At 70.1% G+C, this 13,330-nt stretch carries 11 protein-coding genes; 8 read left to right on the top strand and 3 right to left on the bottom strand.

Annotated features, from left to right (window positions below; all coding sequences use genetic code 11):
• Positions 1-14: 14 nt before the first annotated feature.
• The 6 genes from ACEVQ6_RS15800 (at position 15) to ACEVQ6_RS15775 (ending at position 7,207) form a co-directional block, all read left to right on the top strand.
• Positions 15-695 (top strand): GntR family transcriptional regulator, encoded by a 681-nt coding sequence (locus tag ACEVQ6_RS15800; RefSeq protein ID WP_374889989.1) that lies wholly within the window; start codon positions 15-17, stop codon positions 693-695.
• Between the two features lie 113 nt (positions 696-808).
• Positions 809-1,357, top strand: coding sequence for a cupin domain-containing protein (locus ACEVQ6_RS15795; RefSeq protein ID WP_374889988.1), 549 nt, complete (start codon positions 809-811; stop codon positions 1,355-1,357).
• A gap of 123 nt (positions 1,358-1,480) precedes the next feature.
• Positions 1,481-3,559 carry a hydantoinase/oxoprolinase family protein gene (locus tag ACEVQ6_RS15790; RefSeq protein WP_374889987.1) on the top strand — a complete coding sequence of 693 codons (2,079 nt, stop codon included), beginning with the start codon at positions 1,481-1,483 and terminating at the stop codon, positions 3,557-3,559.
• Positions 3,560-3,571: 12 nt separating this feature from the next.
• Positions 3,572-5,350: a hydantoinase B/oxoprolinase family protein gene (locus ACEVQ6_RS15785; RefSeq protein ID WP_374889986.1), complete on the top strand. Its 1,779-nt coding sequence runs from the start codon at positions 3,572-3,574 to the stop codon at positions 5,348-5,350.
• 25 nt (positions 5,351-5,375) lie between these two features.
• Positions 5,376-5,930: a 2,4'-dihydroxyacetophenone dioxygenase family protein gene (locus tag ACEVQ6_RS15780; RefSeq protein ID WP_374889985.1), complete on the top strand. Its 555-nt coding sequence runs from the start codon at positions 5,376-5,378 to the stop codon at positions 5,928-5,930.
• A gap of 29 nt (positions 5,931-5,959) precedes the next feature.
• On the top strand, positions 5,960-7,207 hold the full coding sequence (locus ACEVQ6_RS15775) for an aminotransferase class III-fold pyridoxal phosphate-dependent enzyme (protein ID WP_374889984.1): 1,248 nt from the start codon (positions 5,960-5,962) through the stop codon (positions 7,205-7,207).
• Between the two features lie 10 nt (positions 7,208-7,217).
• Here ACEVQ6_RS15775 and ACEVQ6_RS15770 read toward each other — a convergent pair whose 3' ends face one another.
• Positions 7,218-9,401 (bottom strand): O-antigen ligase family protein, encoded by a 2,184-nt coding sequence (locus ACEVQ6_RS15770; RefSeq protein WP_374889983.1) that lies wholly within the window; start codon positions 9,399-9,401, stop codon positions 7,218-7,220.
• Positions 9,402-9,583: 182 nt separating this feature from the next.
• Between ACEVQ6_RS15770 and cysK the strand changes: the two genes are divergently transcribed.
• Entirely contained in the window at positions 9,584-10,552 is a 969-nt protein-coding gene (cysK, locus tag ACEVQ6_RS15765) for a cysteine synthase A (protein ID WP_374889982.1), read from the top strand.
• Positions 10,553-10,564: 12 nt separating this feature from the next.
• On the opposite strand, the gene ACEVQ6_RS15760 is transcribed toward cysK, so the two are convergent.
• Positions 10,565-12,097, bottom strand: a complete 1,533-nt coding sequence (locus ACEVQ6_RS15760) for a YifB family Mg chelatase-like AAA ATPase (protein ID WP_374889981.1) — start codon at positions 12,095-12,097, stop codon at positions 10,565-10,567.
• A 134-nt stretch (positions 12,098-12,231) separates the two neighbouring features.
• Between ACEVQ6_RS15760 and otsB the strand changes: the two genes are divergently transcribed.
• Complete coding sequence (gene otsB / locus ACEVQ6_RS15755) at positions 12,232-13,143, top strand: trehalose-phosphatase (protein ID WP_374889980.1); 912 nt, start codon at positions 12,232-12,234, stop codon at positions 13,141-13,143.
• A gap of 27 nt (positions 13,144-13,170) precedes the next feature.
• Here otsB and ACEVQ6_RS15750 read toward each other — a convergent pair.
• On the bottom strand, positions 13,171-13,330 hold a 160-nt coding region (locus ACEVQ6_RS15750), incomplete at its 5' end, for a transposase (protein WP_374890165.1).

Here is a 13,330-nt window from a genome sequence, read left to right as displayed (position 1 = left end):
CTAGAGGAGGAAGCATGGCAAACACGGATGACGGCCTCGCCGGCCTCAGGATCGAAACACCGCCCGCGACGCTGCGCGAGATCGCGCTCGACCGCATGCGCCGCGCCATCATCTCCGGCCTGTTCGAGCCGGGGCAGCGGCTGGTGGAACGCACGCTCTGCGACCAGCTCGGCGTCTCGCGTTCCGTGATCCGCGAGGTGATCCGCCATCTGGAATCGGAGGGCCTCGTCGACGCCGTCGCCAAGCAGGGACCGAGCGTCGCGCGGCTCTCATGGGATGACGCGCGGCAGATCTACGAGATCCGCTCGGCGCTGGAATCGGCCGCCGCCGCCGAATGCGCCCGCTCGGCCGACGCCGTGGTCAAGGCCCGGCTTGCCGCCGTGCTCGCCGACCTCGACACGACCTCGAAGACGCAGTCGCCGCCGGCGATCCTCGACGTCACCCACGAATTCTACCGCATCATCTTCGAGACCAGCGGCCATACGATCGCCTGGGAGATCGTCAACCGGCTGAACAGCCGTATCTCCCGGCTCCGGGTGATGACGCTGTCGACGGCGAACCGCACGGTCTCCGGCCCGGCGCGCATCCGCGAGATCTACGCCGCGATCGCGCTGAACGACCCGGAGGCCGCGGCCACGGCCTGCCGGGCCCATGTCGCGGAAGCCGCGCGCATCGCCGAGACCCTGCTGCGCTGAGACGGCCCGCCCCCTTTTGCTGCAGTGCGGCATGGGCGGATTGACAGGGACCGCCTTCCCCTGTCTATTATCCTCAACAGAGGATCCCGCTGCGGACACCGGGGACGACAGCCATGCCGAAGATCGGGCCGAAACTCAAGGAATTGCGCCGGCGCCGCGCCCTGGGCCTGCGCGAACTCGCCATCCGCTCCGGCATGTCCCATTCGACCATCTCGCTGATCGAGCGCGACCGGATGAGTCCCTCGATCGACACGCTCGGCGCCATCCTCGACGCGCTCGGCACGACGCTGACCGGCTTCTTCACCGATCTTAACTCCAACCTGCCGCCGAAACCCTTCTACACGGCGCAGGAATTCGTCGAGATCGGCAAGAGCGAGACGATTTCCCACCGGGTGATCGGCCTCGAACACCCGAACCGGCATCTTCTGATGCTGCACGAGACCTATGCGATCGGTGCCGACACCGGCGAGGAATTCACCCATTCGGCGCAGGAATCCGGCATGGTCCTGTCGGGCGCGATCGAGGTGACGGTGGGCAGCCAGAAGCGCGTGCTGAAGCCCGGCGACGGCTACTACTTCGACAGCCGCGAGCCGCATCGCTTCCGCAACGTCGCCGACGCAACCAGCGAGATCGTCAGCGCCATCACGCCGCCGACCTATTGAGGCCGCGGAAGGCGGCGGCCGATGGTGAGTATACGCACCACTCCCCCGGTATCGCCTTCCCAAGCGCCTGAAAACAGGCTTCCCTACTCTCCGGGAACATAAAAATCAGCCGGAGCAGCGCGCATGGCCTATCGCATTTCCGTCGACACGGGCGGCACCTTCACCGATGTGGTCGTCTCGGACGCGGCAGGAAACCTCACCGTCGGCAAGTCGCTGACGACGCCGGAGCGGGCCTTCACCGGCCTCTCCAATTCGATCGCCGATGCCGCCCGCCAGCTCGGCCTGACGCTCGACGACCTCCTCAGGGAAACCTCGCTCTTCATCTACGGCACGACGCGGGCGACCAACGCCATCGTCACGCGCAGCGGCGCCAAGACCGCCTTCCTCACCACCGACGGCTTTCCCGACACGCTGGTGTTCAAGGAGGGCGGTAAGCGCAATCCGCATGATTTCACGCAGGTCTTCCCGGAGCCCTACATCCCGCGCCGGCGCACCTTCGAGATCGCCGAGCGCATCAATGCCGAGGGCGGCATCTCGCGCGCGCTCGACGAGGCGCAGGCGATCGGCGTGCTGAAGCAGCTGAAGGAGGACGGCTATCAGGCCGTCGCCGTCTCCTTCCTCTGGTCGATCGCCAATCCGGTGCATGAACTTAAGGTCGCCGAACTTCTCGACGAACACCTGCCGGGCGTGCCCTACACCCTGTCGCACCAGCTGATCCCGATCATCCGCGAATATCGCCGCGCCTCGGCGACCGCGATCGACGCCTCGCTGAAGCCGCTGATGCAGGACCATCTCGGCCGGCTCGAGGACGACCTGCGCGCCGCCGGATGCGCCGCCGACATCCTCGTCTCCACCTCGATCGGCGGCTGCAACCAGATCTCGGACGTCATCGCCAAGCCGATCCAGCTGGCGAAATCGGGTCCCTCCATGGCGCCGGTCGCCGCGCGCAGCTTCAGCGAGCTGGAACATTGCGGCGGCGACGTCATCATCTGCGACACCGGCGGCACCACCTTCGACGTCGGGCTGGTGCGCGACGGCCAGCTCGTCTATTCGCGCGACACCTGGCTCGGCGGCACCTGGACCGGCCACCTGCTCGGCATGTCCTCGGTCGACATTCGCTCGGTCGGCGCCGGCGGCGGCTCGATCGCCTGGATCGACGATGGCGGGCTGCTCCGCGTCGGGCCGCAATCGGCGGGCTCCGTGCCGGGACCGGCCTGCTACGGCCGCGGCGGCACGGACGCCACCGTCTCGGACGCGGCCTCAGTGCTCGGCTATTTCGACCCCGACTACTTCCTCGGCGGCCGCATGACGCTCGACGTCGCGGCGGCCCGGCAGGCGGTCGGCGCGGTCGCGGAAAAACTCGGCCAGTCGGTCGAGCAGGCGGCCTACGGCATCCTCAACCTCGCCTCCGAGGTGATGATCAAGGCGATCCACGACATCACCATCGCCGAGGGCATCAATCCGGCCGACAGCGTCATCGTCGCCGGCGGGGGTGCGGCCGGCATCAACATCCTGTTGATCGCCCGCGAGCTCAACTGCCGCCGCGTGCTGATCCCGAAACAGGCCTCGGCGCTGTCGGCCTCGGGCATGCATTTCGCCAACATCCTCACCGAGGAATCGATGACGATGTTCACCACCAGCGCCGCCTTCGACGGCGCGCGCGCCGCAGCCACGCTGAAAGCCCTGTCGGACAAGCTGGACGCGTTCCGCGCCGGCCTCGCCAATGTGCCGCCGGACATCCCCGTCACCGTCGACTATCTGGTCGAGGCGCGCTATGCGAGCCAGGTCTGGGAGATCTCGACCCCGGTGCCCGACCCTGACCTGACGCGGCCGGAAAACCGCGCGGCGCTCGTCGAATCCTTCCACCGCACCCATGAGCGGCTGTTCGAACTGCGCGACACGGGAAGCGCCATCGAATTCCTGAGCTGGAAGGCGCGCCTCGGCGTCGCGACCGGCATCGCGCTCACGGGACGTGCTGCGACGGCGCCCTCCGCCGGCGTCGACGCCCACGCCCACGCCCGGCCCGCCTTCTTCGGCGCGGCCGATCCGGTGACGACACCGGTCTACCGCGACGCGGCGATCCGCCCCGGCATGACCGTCGAGGGGCCCTGCATCATCGAGGAACCGACGACGACCATCGTCGTCTTTCCCGGCATGCAGGCGCATGTCACCGCCAACGGCCATTACCTTTTGACGTTCTGAGGGAGATCCGCCATGACCACCGAGACCCTCGACCCCGTGCTGACCGCCGTCATCGCCAACCGCATCGACGGGATCGTGCGCGAGATGACCAACACGCTCCTGCGCACCGCGCGCTCGGCGGTGATCAATTCGGCGCGCGACTTTTCCTGCGCCATCGTCACCGGCGACAACCAGCTTCTCGCCTGCGCGGAAGGCCTGCCGATCCACATCTTCGGCACCGACATGCAGACCCGCACCATGTGCGAGAACCATCCCGACATCGCGGAGGGCGACTGCTATCTGCACAACGATCCCTATACCGGCAACACCCACGCCGCCGACCATGCCTTCATGGTGCCCGTCTTCTTCGAGGGCGAGCACCTGTTCACGGCGGTCGCCAAGGCCCACCAGGCCGATTGCGGCAATTCCCTGCCGACCACCTACATGGCGGCGGCGAAGGACGTCTACGAGGAAGGCGCGCTGATCTTCCCGGCAACCCGCATCCAGCGCGACTACAAGATGGTCGGCGACGTCGTGCGCATGATGGAGACGCGCATCCGCGTGCCCGGCCAGTGGTACGGCGATTTCCTCGCCGGCATCAGCTCGGCCCGCATCGCCGAGCGGCGGCTGAAGGAACTCTGCGCCAAATACGGCCGTCAGACGATCCGGACCTTCATTGCGAGCTGGCTCGACTATTCGGAGCAGCGCATGGTCAATGCCGTCCGCTCGATGCCGGCGGCGCGCCTCACCAACACCGGCCGGCACGATTCGACGTCCTTCCTGCCCGACGGCATCCCGCTGACGGTGACGATCGCCGTCGACCCTGACGCCGCGATGATCGACATCGATCTCACAGACAACATCGACAATGTCGACTGCGGCTACAACCAGAGCGAGGCGACGGCGACGTCCGCCGTGCTCGCCGGCCTGTTCAATAGCCTGAAGGGCGACATTCCGCAGAATGCCGGGGCGTTTCGCCGGGTGCGGGTGCACTTGCGGGAAGGGGCGGTCGCCGGCAAACCGAAATTCCCGCATTGCTGTTCGGTCGCCACCACCAATGTCTCCGACCGGATGGTCAACCTGACGGGCGCCGCCTTCGCCGCGCTCGGCGACGGCAACGGGCTGGCGGAAGGCGCGGTCGGGCTCGGCATCGGCATGGCGGTGGTCTCGGGCCGGGATCCGCGCTTCGGCGACCAGCCCTTCGTCAACCAGCTGCATCTCAGCATCAATGGCGGCCCGGCCTCGCCGACGGCGGACGGCTGGGTGACGCAGGGTATCCCCGTCGTCGCCGGGCTGATGTACCGCGATTCCGTCGAGATCGACGAGCTGAAGCATCCGATGGAACTGAGGCGGCTGGCGCTGATCCCCGGCACGGGCGGCGCGGGACGGTTTCGCGGCGCGCCGGCCGCCGTGCTCGAATTTTCGATCCGCGCGCCGTCGATGACGGTGATCTATCCCGGCGACGGCCAGGAAGTGCCGCCGAAGGGCGTGCAGGGCGGCGCGGACGGGACGCCGGCGGCGCGCTATGTCGTGCGCGGCGACGGCGCGACGCGGGTTCTGCCGAACGCGGCGCGCGTCGATCTCGGGCCGAGCGACCTCTTGCGCGGCATCGACTGCTCGGGCGGCGGCTACGGCTCGCCGCTCGAACGCCAGCCGGAGAAGGTGCTCTACGACGTGCTGGAGCGCTACGAGACGATCGAGCGCGCCCGCGACGTCTATGGCGTCGTCTTCGACAGCGACAGCGTGACGGAGGCGACGAGGGTGGACGCGGCGCGCACCGCGGAACGGCGCGCGCATCTTGCCGGTCGATAACATGAAAACAACGGGAGACGACACCATGACCAAGACCGAGATCGAACGCGCGGCCCCGCGCGTGCCCGACCGGCTGAAGATCGCCTACCAGCTGCCGCAGGCCTACGGGGTCAAGGTGGAGATCCTGATCAAGGATGCGCTCGACCCCGACTGCGACGAGCGGCTCTGGGTGCCGCAGGGCGAGGGCGTCGCCTTCCGCCCGCTGGTGATGAGCGCCAGCCACGGCTATTTCGTCAACATCCTCAGGGTGCGCAAGGCCGGCGTGCTGTCGCGTCACCGCCATGCCGGGCCGGTCGTCGCCACCACGCTCAGGGGAAAATGGCGCTACCTCGAACACGACTGGATCGCCGAGGAAGGCGACCTCGCCTTCGAGCCGCCGGGCGAGGTGCACACGCTGGTCGTGCCGGACGACGTCGCGGAAATGATGACGCTGTTCCACGTCACCGGCGGCTACATCTATGTCGACCCCTTCGGCGAGGCGCTCGCCTATGAGGACGTCTTCACCAAGATCGCGGCGATGCGCCGGCATTTCGACGCGGTCGGCCTCGGCGCGGCCTATGCCGACCGGTTCATCGTCTGACCCTCATCCTTCCCTTCGCGGAGACCGACATGCGCCACCTCGTCGGCCAGGTGTCCAGCCTGGCGCGCGTCCTTCCCGAAACCACCGGCGAAACCTTCGTCGCCGCGCGTTCCGCCGGCCCCTATCTCTGGGGGCGGGACGGGCGGCGCTATGTCGACACCTCGCTCGGCATCGGCGCCACCATCCTCGGCCACGCCCATCCGGCCGTCGTCGCGGCGGTGCGCCATGCGCTCGAGACCAACCCGTCGCCCGCCTTCGCCCATGACGGCGAGGAACAGGCGGCGGCGGCACTCGCCGGCCTCTCGGGCCCGCTGTCGAAGATCGTCTTTTCCAATTCCGGCAGCGAGGCGGTGCATCTCGCCTGCCGGCTGGCGCGCGCGGTCACCGGGCGGCGGAAGATCGCCAAGATCGGCGCCGGATATGACGGCTGGCTCGGCGATATCCTCTTTGGCGGCGCGGGCGCGCCGGACGCGGCCTTTGACGGCGCGGCGCGGCCCACGAACGGGACGGTGACGCTGCTGCGCTACAACGACACGGCCGACACCGAACGGCTCTTCGCCGAAGACGACGACATCGCCGCCGTCATCGTCGAGCCGCTGCTCGCCAATGCCGGCAGCATCGTTCCCGAACCCGGCTATCTCCTGCACCTGCAGGAGACCGCGCGCCGCCACGGCGCCCTCGTCATCTCCGACGAGGTTCTGATGGGGATGCGGCTCTGCGCCGGGCTTTCGGCCCACCATCACGGCCTCGACCCGGACATCGCCACGCTCGGCAAGGCGATCGCCAGCGGCTTCCCGGTCGGCGCCGTCGCCGGCAAGCCGGCGGTGATGGCGGCGCTCGAGGACGGCCGGGTCGCCCGCTTCGGAACCTTCAGCGGCAATCCGATGGCGGCCGCCGCGGTCACGGCAACGCTCGCCGTGCTTAAGGACTGCGACTATCCCGCCCTGACGGCGCGGGGGGATGCGCTGCGCCGCGACATCGCCCGCGGCTTTTCGCAGCATGGCGCGGACATCTCGACCTCCGGCCACGGCACCGTCTTCAGCCTCTGGTTCGCGCCCCGGCCGCCGACGACCTACGAGGAGGCCGCGCGCTTGGCCGACGCATCCCTGTCGGCCGCCCTCCACGCCGAGCTGCGCCGTGCCGGCGCCCTCGTCCTCCCCTCGCCCTTCGGCCGGATGTATATCGGCTTCACCCATGACGAGGAGGCGCTCGGCCAGCTGACCGCCGCCTTCGCCAGCGCGGCGCGCGGCATGGCCCCGCGCCTTGCTGGGCGCTGAAGCGCCGGGATCAGGGCGGCGGGACGACGCGGGCGCTCTTTTCGAGGGCCTTGCCGGCGAGGTCCGGAAACGCCTGTGCCAGGATGGCCCGGCGCAGCGCGCCCATCCCCGGCAGCAGCCGGCGGACAAGCGCCTCGACGGCGGGCGAGCGCCCCTCTAGCGCCACCCGCAGATCGGACACCGGCAGGAAGGCGAGCCCGTCACCGAGATCGGCGAGCGCGACGGCACGGGCGCGGGCGACCGTCGCCGGCGACAGGCGGCTCCAGTGAACCAGCCGCCCCGTCAGGGGACGGCGCTCGGCCGGGGCCGCCTTGCGGGCGAAGGCCATCAGCATCGCCTGCTCGTCCGCCCGCTCGCCGCCGGCCTGGCGCAGCATGGCGAGGCGCAGCCAGAACAGACCATCGGCCGGCGCGCAGGACAGGGCGTGGCGCACATGCCGTTCCGCGCGATCCACGCGGCTGGCCCACGCCCCATGGTCCCGCTCGCGACCGGTGACGTCGAGGCCGGCGAGGAAGACGGTCAGCGCGGCGCGTAGGATCGTGCCGTCGCAGGTGGCAGACCGCGCCGGCACGGCCGCGTCCGCCAGCCTGTCCAGCACGGCCGGATCGACGGCCATGCCGGCATCGAGGCGGCGCGCGGTCGCCCGCAGCTCCGAATGCGACGCGGCCTCCGCCATGCCCCGGGCTCCCATGACGATCGCCGGGGGCAGGATCAGCCCGCAGGCAAGCACGACCGGGGCGGTGCGCCGCCACCGGGCCGCCTCCGGCGTGCCGCCTGCCTCGGCGCGGCCGGCCCGCGTCGGAGCGCGCCCGCGTGCGATCGTCACCGTCAGGGCGGCGAAGAGGGCATAGAAGGCGGCCATGCCGGGGATCTGCAGGGAAAAATCGACGAGGCCATGGGCGGCGACGAGGACGAGGCCGGCAAGGCCGGCGGCCGGATAGGCCGCCATCGTGCGACGATCGCGAAGTCCGGCGCGATAGGCGGCGGCGAGCGCGCCGCCCCCGACCAGCAGCACCGGCAGGAACGGCAGGCCGAGGCCGATCACCCCTTCGAGGTAGAAGTTGTGCGCCTTGTCCCAGACGCCGTCGACGCCGCAGGCCGGATCGCGATAGGGCGGAAAGATCGCGGCAAAGGCTCCAAAGCCGCCGCCGAGCCACGCATGGTCCCGCGCCGCCCGCAGGAGTCCGCCGAGCATGCAGACGCGTGGGTCGTCCAGGCCCTGTTCCGCGGCGCGCAGGATCGTCCGGGGCGCGGCGACGGCAAGCGCGGCCATGGCGAGGCAGAGGCCTGCGGCGATCCGAAGGACGCCCGGACCCGGACCGGGACGCCCTCGCCCCAGCAGGCCGATCATGACGCAGACCGCGACCGCCGTCGCGGCGATGCCGCCGCGCGACTGCGTCAGGGCCAGCGCGGTGACGGTGAGCAGAAGAAGGGCCAGCGTCGCGACAAGCGGGAGGAGCCGCACGGTCGGGGGAAGCGCGCCGCCATCGCGCAGCGCGACGGAAAGGGCCGCCCGATCGAGCCGGCGCCATGCCTGCGTCACGCGGACGAGGAGCATCAGCACGAGGAGGCCGAGCGCGGTGGCGGCGGTGTTGCGATTGACGAAGACGAAGGTCAGGTTGTCGCGATAGGCCGGCTTCTCCCCGGCGAGCAGCCTCTCCGGGAAAAGGACGAACTGCAGCAGGCAGGCGACGGAGAGGAGACCGATGCCGATAGTCAGGCGGCGGAAGGCGCGGGCGGCATCCGCGTCGCCTCGCGAGGCGAGAAGCCCGGCGAGAAAGACCAGGAACGGCAGGGCGAGGCGCTGCCAGGCGTCGAGCGTTCCGGCCGGCGCGACCGAGACATGGCCGGCCGCATGCGAAAGACCGGCCGCCCTCAGGTCGCGCCAGGCGGGCGCGGCGAGGCTGTCGGGGACCGGCGCCACCTGGAGGAGGACAAGAAGGCTCAGCCCCGCCAGGAGGCCGATGCTCACGAGGCATTCCCGACGGGTCCGTTCCGGAACGCCGCCGACTAGGCCGAAGACGACGGCGAGCGCCGCAAGCAGCAGTACGAGACCGACGGCGAACGGGCTGTTGGAGCCATTCAGGAGAAGTGCCAGGAGGACGATCGCACAGGGCACCGCGACGGGCAGGCGCGCGGTGGACGGCGCCCGCTGGCGGACAACCGTGGGATGGATCCTGCCTTGCTGGGACATGGCGGCACCGCTGTGGCCGGATGCGCGCGCCCGTCCGGCCACCCTTCGTAGCAGCCCTTCGCCCGCCTGTCACCGCCCACCGGCGGAACGGCACGGGACGGTGCCGGCGGCACTGGCGGGAGCCCGGCGAAAAGCCTATCCTTTCAAGGAACGACAACCGAAGCACGCCCAAGGGAGACCCCATGTCACAGCCCCGCACGCCCGGACGCGGCCGCGTCTATGCCTCCATCACCGAGACGATCGGCGATACGCCGATCGTCCGCCTCGACAAGCTCGCCGCCGCCCACGGCGTGCGGGCGAACCTGCTCGCCAAGCTCGAATTCTTCAACCCGATCGCCTCGGTCAAGGACCGCATCGGCGTCGCGATGATCGAAGCGCTCGAGGCCGCCGGCAGGATCACCCCCGGCCGGACCGTTCTCATCGAGCCGACCTCCGGCAATACCGGCATCGCGCTCGCCTTCGCCGCAGCCGCCAAGGGCTACCGGCTGATCCTGACCATGCCGGAGACGATGTCGATCGAGCGGCGCAAGATGCTGGCGCTGCTCGGCGCCGAACTGGTGCTGACGGAAGGGCCCAAGGGCATGAAGGGCGCGATCGCCAAGGCCGAGGAACTGGCGGCGGGCATGGCGGACGCGGTGATCCCGCAACAGTTCGAGAACCCGGCCAATCCGGAAATCCACCGCAAGACGACGGCGCAGGAGATCTGGAACGACACCGAGGGTGCGATCGACATCCTCGTCTCCGGCATCGGCACCGGCGGCACCATCACCGGCGCGGGACAGGTGCTGAAGGGGCTGAAGCCGTCCCTGCATGTGGTCGCGGTCGAGCCGGAGGAATCGCCGGTGCTCTCGGGCGGCAATCCCGGACCGCACAAGATCCAGGGCATCGGCGCCGGCTTCGCGCCCGCGATCCTCGACCGCTCGATCTATGACGAGATCGTCACCGTCAACAGCGCGTCCGCCGTCGAGACGGCGCGCGAGGTGGCCAGGACGGAGGGCGTTCCGGTCGGCATCTCCTCGGGCGCAGCGCTGACGGCGGCGATCCGCGTCGGGCAGCGGCCGGAAAATGCCGGCAAGACGATCGTCGTCATCCTCCCCTCCTTCGCCGAACGCTACCTCTCGACGGTGCTGTTCGACGGGCTCGGCGGCTGACGGCACGCGGCCTCATGCCGCCGCCGGCAGGCTCTCGCCGGTGAGCCGGTAGGAGATCGCCTCGGCGACGTGCAGCCGGCCGACGGTCGGCTGGCCGTCGAGGTCGGCAAGCGTGCGCGCCACCTTGAGCAGGCGATGATAGGCGCGGGCGGAAAAGCGCATCTTCTCCGCCGCGTCGCGCAGGAGCTGCAGCCCGGCGGCGTCGGGCGCGGCGATCGTCTCGACCAGCGCCGTCGCCGCGCGGGCGTTGCAACGCGCAAGCCCGCCGTCGAGCCTTGCGAAGCGCTCCGCCTGCCGCTCGCGCGCCCGGGCGACCCGCGCGGCGACGGCGGCGCTCTTCTCGGACGCCATCGGCCGGATCATGTCGGCGGCCGAGACCGCCGGCACCTCGATGCGGATGTCGATGCGGTCCATCAGCGGTCCGGAGATGCGCGCCTGGTATTCGGTCCGGCAGCGGGGCCCGCGGGCGCAGACATGGCCCGGCTCCCCGGCCATGCCGCAACGGCACGGATTCATCGCCGCGACGAGCTGGAAGGCGGCCGGGTAGCTCACGCGGTGGTTGGCGCGCGCGATGATGCATTCGGCCGTTTCGATCGGCTGGCGCAGGGCGTCGAGCACCTGCGGGCTGAACTCGGGCAGTTCGTCGAGGAAGAGCACGCCGTGATGGGCGAGCGACGCCTCCCCCGGGCGGGCGCGCAGGCCGCCGCCGACCATGGCCGCCATCGTCGCCGAGTGATGCGGCGTGCGGAACGGCCTCCGGTCGGAGAGCGTGCCACCCGGCAACTGCCCGGCGACCGAGTGGATCATCGAGACGTCGAGCAGCTCGGCCGGCGACAGCCGCGGCAGGATCGACGGCAATCGCGCGGCGAGCATCGACTTGCCCGCGCCGGGCGGCCCGACCATCAGGAGGTTGTGGCCTCCCGCCGCCGCGACCTCCAGCGCGCGGCGCGCCGTCTCCTGGCCGCAGATGTCGGAAAGATCCGGCAGGCCGGCCGGCTCCGCACGGATCGAGGGAACGGGCCGCGACAGGATCTGCGTGCCGCGAAAATGATTGGCGAGGGCGATGAGGCTCGCCGGCGCGAGGATATCGAGCGCGCCCCCGGCCCAGGCGGCCTCCGGTCCGCTCGGCGCCGGGCAGATCAGCCCCTTGCCGAGCGCGTTGGCGGCGATCGCCGCCGGCAGCGCCCCCGACACGGCCGCGACCGTTCCGTCGAGGCCGAGCTCGCCGATGACGAGATAGCGCTCGAGCGCATCGGCGGGAACGGCGCCGAGCGCCGACATCAGCCCGAGCGCGATGGCGAGGTCGAAATGGCTTCCCTCCTTCGGCAGATCGGCCGGGGCGAGATTGACCGTCACCTTCCTGGCCGGAAGCGCGAGGCCCGACGCATGCAGCGCCGCCTGGACCCGCTCGCGGCTCTCGGCCACCGCCTTGTCGGGCAGGCCGACGATCTGCATGCCGACCTTGCCCGGCGCGACCATCACCTGGACGTCGACTGGAACGCCCTCGATGCCCTGGAATGCGATCGTCCCGACGCGCGCCACCATGCCCGCCCCCATCCTTCGCGGGCGCCGTCCCGCAGGCCGTCCGCATCCTTTCAAGGTTTCCCGGAACTGTGACATGCCGAATGGAATAAAACAAGAACAACTTCACCTAAAGCGCGCAGATCAGGCGTACCGGGTTGCAGAACGAGAACAAAGCGCCGGGCCCGCGGATCGAGCGGGAACGGTTGTTTTTGCCGCGTGGATGGTTGCCTCACCGGCACCGCTGTCGTAAACAGATGGCCATGTCGTATTTGGTACAGGTCGAGCCGGGCACGACCGGCGAGCCCGCGCGCAAGGAGCCGTCCGAGCTCCGGGCGCTGTTTGCGTCGTGCGATCGATGGGCGCTGTTTCTCGACGTTGACGGGACCTTGCTGGATCTCGCCGCGACGCCCGACGGGGTCGTCCTGCCGCCGGGACTTGCCGACGATCTCGACGCGCTTGCGGGCAAGCTCGGCGGCGCGCTCGCCCTCGTCACCGGCCGGTCGATCGCCTTCGTCGATGCGCTGTTCTCGCCGCGCCGCTTTCCGGTTGCCGGACTGCACGGCAGCGAACGCCGCAGCTCCGACGGCACGCGCCACGAAAGTCCGCTGACCGGGCGGTTCCTGCGGCTGAAGCAGGCGATTAGCGCCAGGGCCGGCGCCTGGGACGGCGTGCTCGTGGAAGACAAGCACGCGGCCATCGCCGTCCATTACCGCCTGGCGCCGGACCGGCAGGCGGACGTCGAGGCGCTGATGCTCGGGGCGGCGGCGGAGGCCGGGCCTGGCTGGACGCTGCAGCGCGGCAAGATGGTGGCAGAGATCCGGCCGTCGCAAGCCGACAAGGGAGCTGCGGTCAACGCTTTTCTCGAAGACGGCCCCTTCCGCGGACGCGCGCCCTTTGTCATCGGCGACGACGTCACCGACGAGGCGATGTTCGACGTGGCGAACGCCCGCGGCGGCCTCTCCGTCCGCGTCGGCCCGCCCCCCGGGCCGACGGCGGCCCGCCTCTCTCTTGCCACGCCCGGGGACGTCCGCGCGTTCCTGGCGCTCGCCGCGCTTTACAGCGCCTAACAAAATCATCTGTTGCAAGCATTTTTGTTAGGACACGGACCCATAAGCTGATGCGATCCACATCCTCGTGGCGGCGATCTTGAGTGCTGCGAGGTAGTTGTCTGCCCGGCGGTCATATCGCGTTGCCAAGCCGCGCATCTGTTTGATGCGATTGAAGAACCGCTCCACGAGATTGCGCTGGCGGTAG

The sequence above is a fragment of the Ensifer soli genome (assembly GCF_041928815.1).
Classification (GTDB): domain Bacteria; phylum Pseudomonadota; class Alphaproteobacteria; order Rhizobiales; family Rhizobiaceae; genus JBHFEI01.
The sequence above is the reverse complement of the archived record's forward strand: the minus strand, read 5'-3'. Positions and strand labels throughout refer to the sequence as shown.